Origin of the sequence: Pseudomonas sp. PSB18, assembly GCF_014596565.1 — a bacterium.
Taxonomy (GTDB): Bacteria; Pseudomonadota; Gammaproteobacteria; order Pseudomonadales; family Pseudomonadaceae; genus Aquipseudomonas.
In genome coordinates this window covers 79,624-95,857 of sequence record NZ_NOIN01000013.1, presented here as the reverse complement: position 1 = coordinate 95,857, position 16,234 = coordinate 79,624, and the positions used below count along the sequence as shown (strand labels likewise).

The window sequence follows — 16,234 nt, the reverse complement described above, 5'->3', positions numbered from 1 at the left end:
CTTTCGGTTGTTTTCTCGTAGCCCCCTTCGGATCATCTGGTAGGAAACTTTACTTGAATGGCTCATCGCAACGCTGGAGTGGCACAGTCGCATCGATAGGCATGACGCAAACTCAACCCCTCACTTACGCGGCTTGACCCGCGCCGTCGCCTCCGCCACCAACGGATCATCCGGCCAGTAATGCTTGGGATATCTCCCCTTCAGATCCTTCTTCACCTCGGCGTAGGTGCTGCGCCAGAAGTTCGCCAGGTCCTGGGTCACCTGCACCGGCCGGCGTGCCGGTGACAGCAGGTGCAGCTTGACCACCTGGCGTCCGCCGGCGACGCGCGGGGTGTCGGCCAGGCCGAACAGTTCCTGCAAGCGCACCGCCAGGATCGGCGGATGTTCGCTGTAGTCCAGGCGGATCGACGAGCCCGAGGGCACGCTCAGGTGATGGGGTGCCAACTCGTCCAGCCGCTGCGGCAACGGCCAGGGCAGCAGGTTGTGAACGATGCTCGACAAGTCCAGGCTGGCAAAATGGCTGAGGCGCGAGACTCGGCCCAGGTACGGCATCAGCCAGTGTTCAAGACTGTCGAGCAGCGCTTTGTCGCTGACGTCGGGCCATTCGCTTTCGCCCTTGGTGTCCAGGTCCAGTCGACGCAGCAGTGCCACCCGCGCCTGCCATTGCCGCAATTCCGGGGTCCAGGGCAATAATTCCAGGCCCTTGCGCCGCACCAGGTTCACCAGGGCCTGGCTACGGGCGGACTCGTCCAGGCCGGTCAGCGGTTCGCGGCTGAGCACCAGCTCGCCAACCTTGCGCTGGCGCTCGGCCCGCAACACGCCTTCGCGTTCGTCCCAATCCAACTGATCCACTGTGCGCACCTGCTCGGCCAACACCGAATCGAACAGCACCGGGTCGAAATCCGTTGCCAGGTAGATTCGCTCTTCCCGCTGGCCCTGGCGGCTGCCGAGATCGGCGATCACCAACCATGGCTGCTTCATCAGGCTGTCGGCCTCGGCAAACAGCGCCGCACGGCCGTTGGCCAGGCGATATTCCGCGCCGCCGGGCCGACGCTGTTGGGCGACCCGATCCGGGTAAGCCAACGCCAGCAGCGCCCCGAGCCAACGCGGGTGATCCGGATCGGCCACCGCCTCTTCGGCCTTGCCCCGCAAGTAGCCGCGATATTGCCGGGCCAGTTGCCGTGCCCGTGTCACGCCGCCTTGCGCGCCCCGCGCCGCCCGCTCTTCGCCAGACAGCAGGGCCAGGCGACTGTGCAAGTCCGCGCCAGCGCCGCGCAGAATGTCGCGCTCGCCCAACAACGCAGCGACGTTGCAGGCCATGTCTGCCAATCCCAGCGCCTGGCCGCGCAACAGCAAATGGGCGATACGCGGGTGAGCCGGCAGCTCGGCCATGGCCTGGCCGTGACGGGTCAGTTGTTCGCCGTCCAGCGCTCCCAGGCGTTGCAGCAAATCCTGGGCCTGGGCGTAGGCGGCGCTGGGCGGCACGTCGAGCCAGATCAATTGCTGCGGCGTCACGCCCCAGCGTCCCAGTTGCAAGGCCAACCCGGCCAGGTCCGCCGAAAGGATCTCCGCGCTGCCGTAGGCGGCCAGTTGCTCGTGCTGGTCTTCGGACCACAACCGATAACACACCCCCGGCTCCAATCGCCCGGCTCGACCGGCCCGCTGAGTAGCGCTGGCTCGGGAAATACGCTGGGTGTCGAGACGGGTCATGCCGCTGCCCGGGTCGAAACGTGGAACGCGAGCCAGCCCGGCATCGACCACCACCCGCACGCCATTGATGGTCAGGCTGGTTTCGGCGATGTTGGTCGCCAGCACCACTTTGCGCAGGCCAGCAGGCGCCGGGTCAATGGCGGCACGTTGGGCCGCGAGGTCCAGTTCGCCATGCAAGGGACACAGCAACACGTTGCCGCCCTCGCCCAGGGCATCGGCCAGTTGCTGGTGGACTCGACGGATCTCCGCCTGCCCGGGCAGAAACACCAGGACGCTGCCGGTTTCATCATGCAGCGCCTCCAATACAGTCTGCACCAGTCGCGGCTCGATGAACTCGCCAGGCTGGAACGGACGCCCCCAACGCACGACCACCGGGAACATCCGCCCTTCACTGCGCAGGATCGGTGCGTCGTCCAGCAACCCGGCCAGGCGCTCTCCTTCCAGGGTTGCGGACATCAACAGGATCTTCAGCGGCTGGTCTTCGCGAAACAGCTCCCGGCCGTTGAGGCTCAGGGCCAGGGCCAGGTCGGCGTCGAGACTGCGTTCGTGGAATTCATCGAAAATCAGCAATCCCACGCCTTCCAATGCCGGATCGTCCTGCAAGCGGCGGGTGAGAATCCCTTCGGTGACCACTTCAATGCGGGTCCTCGGGCCAACCTTGCTGTCCAGACGAATCCGGTAGCCGACGGTTTCACCGACCTTTTCACCCAACTCACTGGCCAATCGCTCTGCCGCCGCCCGTGCCGCCAGGCGCCGGGGTTCGAGCATCAGGATGGTCTGTCCGGCCAGCCACGGCTCGTTCAACAGGGCCAGGGGAACACGGGTGGTTTTACCGGCACCGGGCGGTGCTTCGAGCACAGCTTCATGGCGAGATGCCAAGGCTTGACGCAGGGCGGGTAAAACTTCATCAATCGGCAAAGAAATCATGCTGGCTCCAAAACAGAGGGCCGAGTATAACGGCGAACTGTTTGGCGTGGTCTGGACTCAAACCAACAACGCCCTTACCTGCTCAGGAGATTGTTATGCGTATTCCCTTTCGCGTGATCGGTGGTGTCCTGGTCGCCACCCTGCTGACCCAGGTCAGCGCCTGCGGCTCGATCTTCTACCCTGACCGTCGCGGCCAGATCGACGGCAAGATCGACCCGGCCATTGCCGCGCTCGACGCCGTCGGCCTGCTGTTCTACATCATCCCCGGCCTGATCGCGTTCGCGGTGGACTTCGCCACCGGCGCCATTTACTTCGAACCGGGCAAGACCGCCCAGATCGCGCCGGAAAAACTCAAGCAGGCCGTCAACCCTGACGGCAGCGTCGACAACCATAAACTGCAGGCCATCCTGGAAAGCGAACTGGGTCGCAGCTTCCCCCTCGACGATCCACGGCTGATCCAACACAAGGGCAGCGCGCAGCAACTGGCCGCTCTCGGACTCAAACCGGCCGCATAACGGGCGCCACTGAAGGAACGACCGCGCCATGACCACCAGCACCGAACACGCTCGCCTTCTACGCCTGGCCACCCGCGCCTCGGTGGTCGTGGCGTTGATCCTGATTATCGCCAAGGCACTGGCCTGGTGGCTGAGCGGTTCGGTGAGCATGCTCGCCGGCCTGACCGACTCGGCCTTGGACGGCGTCACATCGCTGCTCAACCTGCTGGCAGTGCATTACGCCTTGCGCCCCGCCGACGCCGATCATCGCTACGGGCATGGCAAGGCCGAGTCCTTGGCCGGCATGGCCCAAGCGCTGTTCATCGGCGGCAGCGCCGTGTTGATTGCCCTGCAGGCATTCGAGCGCCTGAAAACCCCGGTCCCGGTGGAGGCGCCCTGGCTCAGTGTCGGCGTGATCGTGTTTTCCCTGGCCCTGACCCTGGCGCTGCTGGCCTTGCAGCATCGGGTCATCCGCGCCACCGGCTCCAATGCCGTGCGTGCCGACTCGCTGCATTACCGTTCCGACCTGCTGCTCAACGGCAGCATCCTGGTGGCACTGGTGCTGGCCGGGTTCGGCTGGTATCAACTCGACGCCTGGTTCGGCCTGGGCATCGCCGTCTACATTCTCTGGAGCGCCATCCAGATCGCCCGGGAAAGTTTCTCCGTGCTGATGGACGAAGAACTGCCACCCGACGTCAGCCAGCACATGCTGGAACTGGCCTGCGCCGTGCCCGGCGTGCTGGGTGCCCATGATCTGCGCACGCGGATTTCCGGCAATCACTGGTTCGTGCAGCTGCATCTTGAATTGCCCGGGGAGCTGACCCTGTCAGTGGCCCACGGTCTCAGCGACCAGGCCGCCGATGCCATCCACCGGGCCTATCCGAAGGCCGAAGTGCTGGTTCACGCGGATCCGTCGGAAGTGGTGAAAGCCGCCAGCGCCTAATCCTTGCAGGAGTCATTGTGGCGAGGGGATTTATCCCCGCTGGACTGCGAAGCAGTCCCAAAAACTTGCAATTCAACTCGTCAGCCAAACCGAGGTCTCAGGTTTCAGGGCTGCTTCGCAGCCCAGCGGGGATAAATCCCCTCGCCACAGGGGGACTGCATTCCAGGCTGCATGCTCAGTAACTCACCTGATACCCACGACTGCTCAAGCAACTCCCCTGGGCCTGTCGATAGGTCTGCACCACTTCCGGCGCGGGCGGATAGGTGTAGTTGCGCGGATCGAAACCGCTCTGCTGCACCGCCCAGCGATAGCACTCATAGCCGTCCTGATTGACCTGCTCAGGTGACTGGCCGTTGGCTGGGTACGCCACCACGTCATAGCTGTTGCCTTGGGGTTGTGGCTGCGGGTTGGCGACGGGCGCGTCGACCACGACGTAGTCCTGGGTGTTGGCTTCGTAAATGTAATAGGCACCGGCGGCTAGGAAGAACAACGAGCTGCCGATCCAGACTTCCCGGGCATAATCGGGCAGGTAACGGGTGCGGATGCCCCGAGGCGGCTGCACCACGACATAGCGCGGTCCTTGCGGGCGATACCAATAGCCACCCGAGAAGAAATAGTCCTGGCCGCGATAGGGCACGCGGTAGTTACGATCCGGAAAGCGGTCGATCACATAGCCGGGACGATACTGCGGCCCCGGTCCCCAACCATTGCCATGCCCGTCTGGACGACCGGCCCAGTGCTGGTCAGGACGATTGTCATGATCGGGGCGTGGCCGATTGCTCGGATAACCGTCGCTGCGGCGCGGGATATCGCGGTAGTAACCCGGTTGCGGCTCCCGGGTCTGGGTCACGCTGTCGGGCCGGCCCTGGATCGGCAGGTTGTTGCCCGGCTGCTGTTGCTGCTGCGGCGGACGACCATGACCGTTGGGGTCCTGGGGCGACCGATCATAGGATTGACCACCCTGGCGCTGGGCGCCGGGTTCGAACTGGCGACTGTTGTCGCCGCGGATGATTTCGTTGCTCTGGGGGCGCGGCTGGCCAGAGTACCCCTGACCGTTGCCGCCGCGTCCATCGTGTCCCCGATCACCGTCGGGACCACCATGATTCTGCTGATCATCGGCCATCCCTTGCGCACTGACACTTGCCCACAACAGACCAACACCTGCCAGACGCCAGATGCGCGACTTCATGTTATTCCTCACAACGGTTCAGGGCCTGATGATAAGACTGGGAAAAGCCCAGGCCGGTTCTGCACCAGATTATCAGGCCACCAGGTTTATTTCGCAGGCATTAAAAAAGGGAGACCCGTCGGCCTCCCCTTGAGAACTTCGTCCGTGCTCGACGCTTTTGACGTCGGCTCACCTCACGCCGTCTTCTGGACAGTGTGCAGCTCGGGGGTCTGCCAGCACCGGTGGGTGCCGCGACCGCAGCCGGCCTGCTTGGGCGGGCTGCATTGGACTGTTTGTCCGAGCAGTGATCTTGGTGATAAGAATAGGCCTGGGCCGCCGACAGATGATTGCGAAGATTGCTTGAATAAACATCACTTGCGCAATTTTTACCCACGGATAGATAATCTCACGCAATTATCAAGATAAAGGCCCGACCGATGAGCAAACTCGACCGTTACGACCTGAGCATTCTGGCGGAGCTGCAGCGTGACGCGCGCATCTCCAATCAGGAACTGGCCGAGCGCATCGGCCTGTCACCCTCGCCCTGTTCGCGGCGGGTCAAGCAGTTGGAAGACGACGGCTACATTACCCGCCAGGTCGCGTTGCTCGATCGCAAAATGCTCGGCCTGAGCCTGACCGCCTACGTGCTGATCGGCATGGACCGTCACACCCCCGAACGCTTCGAAAACTTCGAAGCCGCGATTCGCAACCTGCCACAGGTGCTGGAATGCAGCCTGGTAACCGGTATGGACGCGGACTACCAGCTCAAGGTGGTGGTGCCGGACATGGACCACTACCAGAAACTGCTGCTGGGCCACCTGACCCGGATCGACGGCGTCACCAGCGTGCGCTCGAGTTTCGTGCTGAACCAGGTGCTCAGCAGTACCGAATTGCCGTTGACTCATCTGCGCAGTTGAAACCGCCATCGCGAGCAGGCTCGCTCCCACATTGATCGCGATCCCCTGTGGGAGCGAGCCTGCTCGCGATAGCGTCAGCCCAGGCGATGAATAGCTGCGACACACCGCCGCAGGTCAATCCCTCGCCCTGCCCCCATGCCGTATACTCGCCCCGCCTTTTCAACCCCGCCCACGCCGGAGTGTTTCGATGGATCCTGCCGTTTTCGAAGAGTGGATGATGACCGGTCTGGTCAGCATCCTGATCATTTTCATGGGCTTCATCGTCTGGGATCTGGCGAAGAAATCCAAGGCCGGGCGTTTCGGTTCGTTCATCCTGTTTTTCGTGCTGGGGCTCGGCGTGGCGGCGTTCGTCATCAAGAGCGTGGTGATCGGCCTGATCGAGTCGGGAGCGCTATAAGCGCGCCGGGACCTCTTTCCACTGGCCCTGGTCGAGGCCTTCGATCGTCCAGTCGCCGATCCTGACCCGCACCAGCCGCAGTGTCGGCAGGCCCACCGCGGCGGTCATGCGTCGCACCTGACGGTTGCGCCCCTCACGGATGACCAGTTCCAGCCAACTCGTGGGCACGCTTTTACGAAAACGCACCGGCGGGTTGCGCGGCCATAGCTGCGGTTCCTCCAGCAGCCGCGCCTCGGCGGGCAGCGTCATGCCGTCGTTCAACTCCACGCCATCACGCAGGCGCTGCAACTGTTCAGCGCTTGGCTCGCCTTCCACTTGCACCCAATAAGTCTTGGCCAGTTTGTGTTTGGGGTCGGCGATACGCGCCTGCAATTGGCCGTCGTTGGTGAGCAACAACAGCCCTTCGCTGTCGCGATCCAACCGCCCGGCCGGGTAAATGCCCGGGATGTCGATAAAATCCTTGAGCGTCGCCCGCCCCTCGCCATCACTGAATTGGGTCAGCACATCGAAAGGCTTGTTGAACAGGATCAGCCTGGGCTCGGCCGGAGGCGCCTTCGCCACCCGGCGCGCGGCGGATGCAGGAGGTTTCACGCCAGGACGGCGGGAAACGGGACGTGGAGGTCGGGACATGGCGGCACTATCTAACGGTCAAGGCCGACATGCTAGTGGCCCGACCGTTAAATGACCACCGCCCGAGCAGTATCAGCGGAACGGCGGTTCGTCGAAGCTGCGCAGTTTGCGCGAATGCAATGAATTGAGCTGGTTGCGCAACAGATCCAATGCCTCGATACCGATTTTCAAGTGCTGGTTGACCGCACGCTCATAGAACGCGTTGGCCGAGCCCGGCAGCTTGATTTCGCTGTGCAGCGGTTTGTCCGAGACGCAAAGCAAGGTGCCGTAGGGCACCCGCAGGCGATAACCCTGGGCGGCGATGGTGCCGCTCTCCATGTCCACCGCCACCGCGCGGGACAGGTTGATCAGCGGACGCTCCTGGGCCCAGCGCAGCTCCCAGTTGCGGTCGTCGTAGGTCAGCACGGTGCCAGTACGCAGGCGTTTCTTCAGCTCATCGCCTTTTTCGCCGGTGATGTTCGCCGCAGCCTGCTGAAGCGCCAGTTGTACTTCCGCCAAGGCGGGAATCGGGATATTCGGTGGCACCACCCGGTCGAGGATGCCATCACGGCGCATGTAGGCGTGGGCCAGCACGTAGTCGCCGATGGTCTGGGACTGCCGCAGCCCGCCGCAGTGGCCGATCATCAGCCAGCAATGCGGTCGCAGCACGGCCAGGTGGTCGGTGATGTTCTTGGCATTGGAAGGACCGACACCGATGTTCACCAGGGTCACGCCATGGCCGTCGTTGGCCTGCAGGTGATAGGCCGGCATCTGGTAACGGTGCCAGACCACGCCGGCGGCGATGGCCGACGCTTCGCTGTGGTCCATGTTCTTGTCGATGATCACGTTGCCCGGCAGGACCATGCGTACGAAACGCGGGTCGCTACGCAATTGCTCCAGGCCATGGACGATGAACTGGTCGACATAGCGGTGATAGTTGGTCAGCAGGATCCACGGCTGCACATGGCGCCAATCGCTGCCGGTGTAGTGCACGAGACGGCGCAGGGAGAAATCCACGCGAGCGGCGTCGAACAACGACAGGGGCAGCGGGTCGGTGTTTTCCCAGTCATAGAGGCCGTCGGCAATGCCATCGGTGGCAGCCGACAGGTCGGTGCTGGGGAATACCCGCGCCAGCACCGCCGCCGTCACACCGGAACCGGCCAGTTCATCGCCCTGCTCCACGACATAGGGGTAAGGAATGTTCTGCTCGCTGACGCCCACTTCCACGGTGACGGTAAAGTCATGCATCAGCGGGACGAGTTGTTCGAGAAGGTACTTACGAAATGCGGCAGGATGGGTGACGGTGACGCTGTAGGTGCCCGGCAACTGGACCTTGGCATAGGCGCGGGTGGTTTGCGGGACCTCGCCATGGCAGTGGTAGGTCAGGCGCAGCGCCGGATAACGGAACAGCGCTCGTTGCTCGGCATCCGGCTCGATGCGGTCCTTGAGGTAGCGCATGAGCGCCTGGTTCAACGCGGTGGTCGCACGCTCGTGCAGGGCCGCCAGGCGATCCACGGCTTGTTCGGCGGTTTGAACAACAATAAACGCTTCGGTCACGATCAGCTTCCTGTGTTCTGACTTGCAGACCTTCATCTTGCCTGCATCGTCGTCTTACGGGAACAGCGGCGTGTTGGACACTCTCGATCATCCACCGAAGCCCCACTGTGGGAGCGAAGGCCCCCCCTTGAACGCTATTCCCCTGTGGGAGCGAGCCCGCTCGCGATTGCGGTGGGTCAGCTTGCATTGATGCTGGATGTGCCGACGCCATCGCGAGCAGGCTCGCTCCCACGAGGGACAGGCGCCTGTCGCCGGCTTCTCAAAACCCCTGCGGGGTGGAACGCGTCACGATGGCCTCCACATTCAACCCTCGCGGCAAGGCGCCGTAGACCCGGCCAGTCGAACCCAGGCGGCTGGCGATGAAGGCATCGCTGACGTCGCTGTTGCCCGCTTCGAGCAACAACCTGGCTTGCAGGCCCACCGCGATGTCTTCGGTCAATTGCCGGGCACGGTACTGGATGTCGTCGGTGTCCTTGAACGCTGCATGCAATTGGTGGATGTGCCCGGCCAAGCGTTTATCGCCATGGCCGTCACCCAGTTCGCTGAACAAAACCTCCAGCACACCCGGCTCCTTGGACAGGGCGCGCAGCACATCCAGGCATTGCACATTGCCGGAGCCTTCCCAGGTCGAGTTGACCGGCGCTTCCCGGTACAGGCGCGGCAGAATGCTGTCTTCGACGTAACCGGCTCCCCCCATGCACTCCGCGGCTTCGTTGATCATCGCCGGCGCGCGCTTACAGATCCAGTACTTGCCTACTGCCGTCACCAGCCGGGCGAACTTGGCCTCGTGCTCATCATCCAGGTGATCCAGCGCCCTTCCCATGCGCAGGCTCAGGGCCAATGCCGACTCGCTTTCCAACGCCAGATCAGCCAATACGTTTTGCATCAGCGGCTGCTCGCTCAACAGCCTGCCGCCGACGGTGCGATGGGCACAGTGATGGCTGGCCTGGGTCAACGCCTGGCGCATCAGGGCGCTGGAGCCGACCATGCAATCGAAGCGGGTCATGGCCACCATCTCGATAATGGTCGGCACGCCGCGCCCTTCTTCACCGACCATCCAGGCCAGGGCACCGCGGAACTCGACTTCGCTGGACGCATTGGAACAGTTGCCCAGCTTGTTTTTCAGGCGCTGGATGTAGAACTGGTTGCGGGTGTCGTCCGGGCGATGGCGCGGCAACAGGAAACAGGTCAGGCCCTTGTCGGTCTGGGCCAGGGTCAGGAAGGCATCGCACATCGGCGCCGAGCAGAACCACTTGTGGCCCACCAATTCATAGGCCTGGCCCGGCCCCCGGGCGCCCACCGGGAAGGCCTTGGTGGTATTGGCCCGCACATCGGTACCGCCCTGTTTTTCGGTCATGGCCATGCCAAGGGTGACGCCGGCCTTGTGAGCCATGCCGACATTGCGCGGGTCGTACTCGGTGGCGAGCACTTTCGGTACCCAGCGCTCAGCCAGGTCCGGCTGCAAACGCAGCGCCGGGACGCTGGCAAAGGTCATGGTCAGCGGACAGCCTGTGCCGGCTTCGGCCTGGCTGTGCAGATACGTCATCGAGGCACGGGCCACATGGGCACCGGGTTGCGGATGAGCCCAGGGCAGGCTGGGCAAGCCATGCTCGATGGCGGTACGCATCAGCTGGTGATAAGCCGGATGGAACTCCACCAGATCAATGCGATGACCATAGCGGTCATGGCTGGAGAACACCGGCTTGTTCTGGTTGGCCAGGAACCCCGCCTCCATCAGCGGCCCACCGGCCAATCCACCGTATTCATCGATCCGTGCCTGAGCCCAGCCGGCACCGAAACGCTGCGACCATTGCTGCAGCGGCAAGTCGATGCGATACAGGTTGGCGCCGTCCAGGGAGGGCGGCTGGTTGGTGACATCATGGGTTTCGGCGAACTGGTGCAGGTTCATGACGGGGCTCCTCGGTCGGCCAGCAGGAACCAGTTAAGCACTGCCTCCAGGCTGAACAAAGTGTCATACCCGCCTAAATGTCGGCGCTTTCGCCCTGCCCCGGACACAGCACACGACGTTGCAGAATCGCCTGCAGAACCTCGAATTTCACCGGCTTGCCCAGGTAATCGACCAAGGCGCCCGCCGGGCAACCATTCGGGTCCAGGTTCGGGCCGACCACCAGCACCGGCAAATCTTCACAACCGGCCAGGGTACGGATCTGGCAGCAGACCGACACGCCGTCCAAAGGTGGCGACTGGCAATCGAGCACCACGGCATCGAAACTGTCGTCCCGCAACAGCTCCAGCGCCCCACGGCCACTGTCGGCGGTGCGCACCCGGTAGCCCAGCTTGAGCAGCATGCCGCGCATGACCAGTTGATCGATGCTGTCGTCATCGGCCAGCAGCACCGTGCAGTCCTGGGGCTGACGGGTACCGTGTCTTCTGCTGAACGGAAACGGCGTGGGGCCCGCCAACGGCAAGGCCATTTCAAATTCGATGTCCAGCTGGAAACGGCTGCCGCGCCCAGGCTCGGAGGTATGGGTCAAGCGTCCGCCCATCAACCCCACCAGTTGCCGACAAATTGCCAGGCCCACGCCCAGGCCTCCGTACTCCCGGGTCATGGAACCGTCGAGCTGGAAGAAGCGCTGGTACAAGGTCGCCTCACCCAGGTCGGTGAAGCCGATCCCCGTGTCGATCACGGCAAAGGACAGCCCCCAGCGATCATGTTCCATCGGTTTGCCGCTGACGCGCAGGGCCAGACCGCCGATCCGGGTGAACTTGATGGCGTTGTCCAGCAGGCATTCCAGGCACTGGGTCAACTTGCAGCTGTCACCCAGCAGCCGGTCCACCAGCCCCGGCGCTACATCGACTTTGAAATCCAGGCCCTTGGCCTGCGCACTGGCCGCGAACTGCACCTGCAAGACATCGAGCATCCCGCGCAGGCTGAACGGCGCCGGATTGACCTTGAGCTTGCCGGCCTGCAATTCCGTGAGGGTCAGCATGCCGTTGACCATGCGCATCATGTCCCGCGCCGAGCCGGCGGCAGTCTGTTGGTATTGGGTCAGTTCCTCGTCCATCTCGACGGTTTCCATCAACTCCAGCGAGCCGATGACGCCATTCATGGGCGTGCGCAGTTCATGGGTCAGAGTCGCGAGGAATTCGTCCTTGAGCTTGTTACCGTGGGCCAGTTGCTGGTTGAGCACTTCCAGCTTCTGCCCGGCATCCAGCAGGGTCTGGGCCTGTTGCTCGCGCATGGCATTGATGCGGTCGGCCAGGGCCAGGGACAGCAACGCCACTTCGATGGCCGAGCCGATCTGGCTGGCGTACATGGTCAGGAACACGTTCGGCAGATAACCAAGCACCATCAGGGTGTTGACGATGCCTCCCAGCAAAAAGGCCGACCAGGCAATGATGAAGTAACGCGCCACCCTCAGCCCACGCCACCAGGCGAACAGGCCGGCAGCAAAAATCGCCACCGTGAACACCAGTGCCAACGCTGTCGCCAGACGCAGTGCCAAGGCGTAACTGGCCATCAGCGACAGGCCCACCACCGCCGCGCTGAAGATCATCAGCGCCAACAGCAGGCGATCGAGCCAGCGGCTGTGCTGGGCGGTTTGCAGGAAGCTGCGGGCAAACTGACTGCCGAACAGGCCCGCGCAGCCGATGAAGAACGGTGTCGCGGCGTTGGTCCACCAGGGGTTGTCCGGCCAGAAATACTCGGCGGCGGCACCGTTGACCGACAACTGGTACAGGCCGAACGAGGCGATATAGACGATGTAATAAAGGTAACTGGTGTCCCGCACACTCAGGTAGATGAACAGGTTGTACACCAGCATGCCCAGCAGCACGCCATAGATAACTCCCAGCACATACAAGCGCACCGGCTGCTGTTCGAGGTAAGCGGTGCTGGACCACAGAGTCAAGGGCGCCTGGATCGAACCCTGGCTCTGCAGGCGCAGATAAACGGTCTGGTGCTGATCGGGGACGAAATCCAGGCTGAACAGGTAGTTGTTCTGGCGAATTTCCCGGGCACTGAATGGCAGCGCATCACCGGTCTGGCGAACCAGGCGATAGACTCCGCTGGCATCAGGCAGATACAGATCGAGGTGGTCCAATGGCGGATAGGCCAGCTCCAACAACCAGGTGCGCTGGGCATTCATATTGTGGGGACGGTAGTGGAGGTCGATTTTCAGCCAGAACGCCGACCGCGAGTAACCGGCATTCAGCGTTTCCTTGTCATGGGGCTTGAAGCGGCCGGCAGCGGCTTCGGCCAACACATCGTCGAGGGTGGCGGTGCCGTTTGCGTCTTCGAACACTTGCAGCGCTTGGCCCAGGGGCAGGCTTTGGGTGAATTCGTCGAATTCGAGGGCGCTTGCCAAGGGGGACAAGCACAGCAGCAACATCAGCAAATAGCGCATTTAAGCCCCAGCGTGGCCTGTCCGGTTGAGTCAGGAAGCCCCCCATTCCCTGAGTAGACGTAAAACCGGCATTACCTGTTATTGAGTTGGATCCATCCTTAGCATAGCCGTTGATGGCCAACTTGCACCATCGAAATTTCTCTCTCAGAAGGCTCTAGAACGGGCGTTTCAGAACAAAGCATTGAGATAGAGCTGTTGCTTTGGTCAAGTAGCATGCCGCTGCGGAGCATCGTTCACCCAACGGCACGGGAATTTTATCGGTGGCGCCGACCGAAGGGGTTTGGTGGTAAGCTCGCGCACCATGAATATCTACAGCTCTCGCCCCGTTGTCCTCTGTCTCTCCGGCCACGACCCCAGTGGTGGCGCCGGCTTGCAGGCAGATATCGAAGCCCTGCTCGCCCAGGGCTGCCATGCCGCCCCGGCCGTTACCGCGCTGACCGTGCAAGACACGGTGAACGTGAGCGACTTCCGCGTACTCGATCGCGAGTGGGTCCTGGCGCAAGCCAATGCCGTGCTCAACGATTCGCCAGTAGCAGCGGTCAAGCTGGGCATGCTCGGCTCCCTGGAGATGGTCGACACCGTGGTCGAACTGCTCCAGGCGCACCCGCACCTGCCCATGGTCTGCGACCCGGTGCTGCGCGCCGGCGGTGGCGGACGCCTGGGCAAGGATGAAGTCGGCTACGCCATGCGCGAACGCTTGCTGCCCCTGGCGATCATCGCCACCCCGAACCTGCCGGAAGCCCGCATCCTTGCCGAACTGCCCGAGGGCAGCGCCGATGAATGCGCCGAAAAACTGCTGCCCTTCGTCCAGCACCTGTTGATCACCGGCGGGCATGGCGATGAACATGAAGTCCATAACCGCCTGTACAGCCGGGATGGTCGCCGCGAGACGTTTACCTGCCAGCGCTTGCCCGGCAGCTACCATGGTTCCGGCTGCACCCTGGCCAGCGCCCTGGCCGGTCGACTGGCCCAGGGCGAACAGCTCGCCAGCGCCGTGCGCACCGCCCTGGATTACACCTGGCGCACCCTGCGTGACGCCGAACAACTGGGCAAAGGCCAGTTCGTGCCACGTCGCCTGCCGCTGGACTTCTGTTCGTAACATTTTTGCCAGTCACATTTTTTGCCAGAAACAGAGGGCTGTGGAATGAAATTACGTGGCCTCTATGCCATCACTGACAGCCAGTTGCTGACCGGTAAATTCCTCGCCTATGTAGAAGCGGCGCTGGAAGGCGGCGTCACCCTGCTGCAGTACCGCGATAAAAGCAGCGACGAGGCCCGGCGCCTGCGGGAAGCCGAAGCCCTGCGCGACCTGTGCGAGCGCTACAAGACCCAACTGATCATCAACGATGACGCCGAACTGGCCGCGCGCCTGGGCGTCGGCGTGCACCTGGGACAAACCGATGGGCCGCTGGCGCCAGTACGGGCATTGCTCGGGCACAAGGCAATCATTGGTTCCACCTGCCACGCCAGCCTGGAACTGGCCGCACAGGCCGCCGCTGAAGGCGCGAGCTACGTCGCCTTCGGCCGCTTCTTCAATTCCAACACCAAGCCCGGTGCGCCCAGCGCCAACCTTGAACTGCTCGAACAGGCCCGCCTCAAACTGCATGTACCGGTGTGCGCCATCGGCGGCATCACCCTGGACAACGCCGCCCCGCTGGTGGCCCATGGTGTCGACCTGCTGGCCGTGGTGCATGGCCTGTTCGGCGCCGACAGCACTCATGAAGTGACGCGCCGCGCCCGCGCATTCAACGATCTGTTGAAGATCAAATAATTTCCGCTTTCGAGAGACCGACCATGTCCCGTTCCGAAACCCTGTTTGCCAACGCCCAGAAACATATCCCCGGCGGCGTGAACTCCCCCGTGCGTGCGTTCAAGAGCGTCGGCGGCACCCCGTTGTTCTTCAAACACGCCGAAGGCGCCTATGTAACGGATGAAGACGACAAGCGCTATGTGGATTACGTCGGGTCGTGGGGTCCGATGATCCTGGGCCACAGCCACCCGGACGTACTGGACGCCGTGCGCAAGCAGCTGGAACACGGCCTGTCCTACGGCGCCCCGACCGCCATGGAAACCGAAATGGCCGACTTGGTCTGTGCCATCGTGCCGTCGATGGAGATGGTGCGCATGGTCAGTTCCGGCACCGAGGCGACCATGAGCGCGATCCGCCTGGCACGGGGCTACACCGGCCGCGACAGCATCATCAAGTTCGAAGGTTGCTACCACGGTCACTCCGACAGCCTGCTGGTCAAGGCCGGTTCCGGCGCGCTGACCCAGGGCGTGCCGAGTTCCGCCGGTGTACCGGCGGCGTTCGCCAAACACACCCTGACCCTGCCGTTCAACGACCTCGAAGAAGTCGAGAAAATGCTCGCCGAGGTTGGCCAGGAGGTGGCCTGCATCATCGTCGAGCCAGTGGCCGGCAACATGAACTGCGTACCGCCGGCGCCAGGCTTCCTCGAAGGCTTGCGCAGCCTGTGCGACAAACACGGCGTGGTCTTGATCTTCGACGAAGTGATGACCGGTTTCCGTGTCGCCCTCGGCGGTGCCCAGGCCCATTACGGCGTGACGCCGGACCTGAGCACCTTCGGCAAGATCATCGGTGGCGGCATGCCGGTAGGCTGCTTCGGCGGCAAGCGCGCCATCATGGAATGCATCGCGCCATTGGGCCCGGTCTACCAGGCTGGCACACTGTCGGGCAACCCGCTGGCCATGGCCGCCGGCCTGACCACGCTGCGCCTGATCAGCCGGCCGGGCTTCCATGCCGAGCTGACCGACTTCACCACCCGCCTGCTCGACGGCCTGCAGATTCGCGCCGATGCGGCCGGCATCCCGTTCGTGACCACCCAGGCCGGCGGCATGTTCGGCCTGTATTTCAGTGGCGCCGACGACATCGTGACGTTCGAAGACGTGATGGCCAGCGACGCGGATCGCTTCAAGCGCTTCTTCCACCTGATGCTCGAAGGCGGCGTTTACCTGGCGCCGAGCGCGTTCGAAGCCGGCTTCACCTCCATCGCCCACGGCGAGGCCGAGCTGAAGATCACCCTCGACGCGGCCGAGCGGGCCTTTGCCGCCATGAAATAGGCCTGTGGATAACTGACGCTGGCTGATGCCGGCGTCAGTGATTACCGACAAGCATTGTCTCTTTTCC

The 16,234-nt window shown here is 63.2% G+C and carries 13 protein-coding genes; 7 read left to right on the top strand and 6 right to left on the bottom strand.

Annotated elements, in window-relative coordinates:
* Window positions 1-120: 120 nt before the first annotated feature.
* On the bottom strand, window positions 121-2,637 hold the full coding sequence (gene hrpB, locus CGA22_RS24060) for an ATP-dependent helicase HrpB (RefSeq protein WP_041023065.1): 2,517 nt from the start codon (window positions 2,635-2,637) through the stop codon (window positions 121-123).
* A 95-nt stretch (window positions 2,638-2,732) separates the two neighbouring features.
* Here hrpB and CGA22_RS24055 point away from each other — a divergent pair, with 95 nt between their 5' ends.
* Both CGA22_RS24055 and CGA22_RS24050 read left to right on the top strand, forming a co-directional pair.
* Window positions 2,733-3,152 carry a hypothetical protein gene (locus CGA22_RS24055; protein WP_024780293.1) on the top strand — a complete coding sequence of 140 codons (420 nt, stop codon included), beginning with the start codon at window positions 2,733-2,735 and terminating at the stop codon, window positions 3,150-3,152.
* Between the two features lie 28 nt (window positions 3,153-3,180).
* Window positions 3,181-4,074 carry a cation diffusion facilitator family transporter gene (locus CGA22_RS24050; RefSeq protein ID WP_041023066.1) on the top strand — a complete coding sequence of 298 codons (894 nt, stop codon included), beginning with the start codon at window positions 3,181-3,183 and terminating at the stop codon, window positions 4,072-4,074.
* 175 nt (window positions 4,075-4,249) lie between these two features.
* Here CGA22_RS24050 and CGA22_RS24045 read toward each other — a convergent pair whose 3' ends face one another.
* Complete coding sequence (locus CGA22_RS24045; RefSeq protein ID WP_041023067.1) at window positions 4,250-5,263, bottom strand: DUF6515 family protein; 1,014 nt, start codon at window positions 5,261-5,263, stop codon at window positions 4,250-4,252.
* Window positions 5,264-5,679: 416 nt separating this feature from the next.
* On the opposite strand from CGA22_RS24045, the gene CGA22_RS24040 reads away from it, so the two are divergent.
* Window positions 5,680-6,159 carry an Lrp/AsnC family transcriptional regulator gene (locus CGA22_RS24040; protein WP_024780290.1) on the top strand — a complete coding sequence of 160 codons (480 nt, stop codon included), beginning with the start codon at window positions 5,680-5,682 and terminating at the stop codon, window positions 6,157-6,159.
* A 187-nt stretch (window positions 6,160-6,346) separates the two neighbouring features.
* Window positions 6,347-6,556, top strand: a complete 210-nt coding sequence (locus CGA22_RS24035) for a DUF2788 domain-containing protein (protein ID WP_003185724.1) — start codon at window positions 6,347-6,349, stop codon at window positions 6,554-6,556.
* On the opposite strand, the gene CGA22_RS24030 is transcribed toward CGA22_RS24035, so the two are convergent.
* The 4 genes from CGA22_RS24030 to CGA22_RS24015 form a co-directional block, all read right to left on the bottom strand.
* Window positions 6,551-7,117 carry a pseudouridine synthase gene (locus CGA22_RS24030; RefSeq protein WP_188258732.1) on the bottom strand — a complete coding sequence of 189 codons (567 nt, stop codon included), beginning with the start codon at window positions 7,115-7,117 and terminating at the stop codon, window positions 6,551-6,553. The genes CGA22_RS24035 and CGA22_RS24030 overlap by 6 nt on opposite strands.
* A gap of 141 nt (window positions 7,118-7,258) precedes the next feature.
* On the bottom strand, window positions 7,259-8,758 hold the full coding sequence (gene amn, locus CGA22_RS24025; RefSeq protein WP_175363881.1) for an AMP nucleosidase: 1,500 nt from the start codon (window positions 8,756-8,758) through the stop codon (window positions 7,259-7,261).
* Between the two features lie 223 nt (window positions 8,759-8,981).
* A complete protein-coding gene (locus tag CGA22_RS24020; protein ID WP_041023069.1) occupies window positions 8,982-10,631 on the bottom strand; it encodes an acyl-CoA dehydrogenase family protein in 1,650 nt (549 codons plus the stop codon).
* A 73-nt stretch (window positions 10,632-10,704) separates the two neighbouring features.
* On the bottom strand, window positions 10,705-13,089 hold the full coding sequence (locus CGA22_RS24015; RefSeq protein WP_041023070.1) for a hybrid sensor histidine kinase/response regulator: 2,385 nt from the start codon (window positions 13,087-13,089) through the stop codon (window positions 10,705-10,707).
* Window positions 13,090-13,390: 301 nt separating this feature from the next.
* Between CGA22_RS24015 and CGA22_RS24010 the strand changes: the two genes are divergently transcribed.
* The 3 genes from CGA22_RS24010 to hemL are packed head-to-tail and all read left to right on the top strand — an operon-like array spanning window position 13,391 to window position 16,167.
* Window positions 13,391-14,188: a hydroxymethylpyrimidine/phosphomethylpyrimidine kinase gene (locus CGA22_RS24010; RefSeq protein ID WP_041023071.1), complete on the top strand. Its 798-nt coding sequence runs from the start codon at window positions 13,391-13,393 to the stop codon at window positions 14,186-14,188.
* A gap of 45 nt (window positions 14,189-14,233) precedes the next feature.
* Entirely contained in the window at window positions 14,234-14,860 is a 627-nt protein-coding gene (gene thiE / locus CGA22_RS24005) for a thiamine phosphate synthase (RefSeq protein ID WP_041023072.1), read from the top strand.
* A 23-nt stretch (window positions 14,861-14,883) separates the two neighbouring features.
* Window positions 14,884-16,167 (top strand): glutamate-1-semialdehyde 2,1-aminomutase, encoded by a 1,284-nt coding sequence (gene hemL / locus CGA22_RS24000; RefSeq protein ID WP_041023073.1) that lies wholly within the window; start codon window positions 14,884-14,886, stop codon window positions 16,165-16,167.
* The last annotated feature ends 67 nt before the right edge of the window (window positions 16,168-16,234 follow it).

Bases quoted from the DNA above. Each gene is read 5' to 3' on its own strand.
- hrpB (WP_041023065.1), bottom strand. From the start codon at position 2,637: ATGATTTCTTTGCCGATTGATGAAGTTTTACCCGCCCTGCGTCAAGCC.
- CGA22_RS24055 (WP_024780293.1), top strand. From the start codon at position 2,733: ATGCGTATTCCCTTTCGCGTGATCGGTGGTGTCCTGGTCGCCACCCTG.
- CGA22_RS24050 (WP_041023066.1), top strand. From the start codon at position 3,181: ATGACCACCAGCACCGAACACGCTCGCCTTCTACGCCTGGCCACCCGC.
- CGA22_RS24045 (WP_041023067.1), bottom strand. From the start codon at position 5,263: ATGAAGTCGCGCATCTGGCGTCTGGCAGGTGTTGGTCTGTTGTGGGCA.
- CGA22_RS24040 (WP_024780290.1), top strand. From the start codon at position 5,680: ATGAGCAAACTCGACCGTTACGACCTGAGCATTCTGGCGGAGCTGCAG.
- CGA22_RS24035 (WP_003185724.1), top strand. From the start codon at position 6,347: ATGGATCCTGCCGTTTTCGAAGAGTGGATGATGACCGGTCTGGTCAGC.
- amn (WP_175363881.1), bottom strand. From the start codon at position 8,758: ATGAAGGTCTGCAAGTCAGAACACAGGAAGCTGATCGTGACCGAAGCG.
- CGA22_RS24020 (WP_041023069.1), bottom strand. From the start codon at position 10,631: ATGAACCTGCACCAGTTCGCCGAAACCCATGATGTCACCAACCAGCCG.
- CGA22_RS24015 (WP_041023070.1), bottom strand. From the start codon at position 13,089: ATGCGCTATTTGCTGATGTTGCTGCTGTGCTTGTCCCCCTTGGCAAGC.
- CGA22_RS24010 (WP_041023071.1), top strand. From the start codon at position 13,391: ATGAATATCTACAGCTCTCGCCCCGTTGTCCTCTGTCTCTCCGGCCAC.
- thiE (WP_041023072.1), top strand. From the start codon at position 14,234: ATGAAATTACGTGGCCTCTATGCCATCACTGACAGCCAGTTGCTGACC.
- hemL (WP_041023073.1), top strand. From the start codon at position 14,884: ATGTCCCGTTCCGAAACCCTGTTTGCCAACGCCCAGAAACATATCCCC.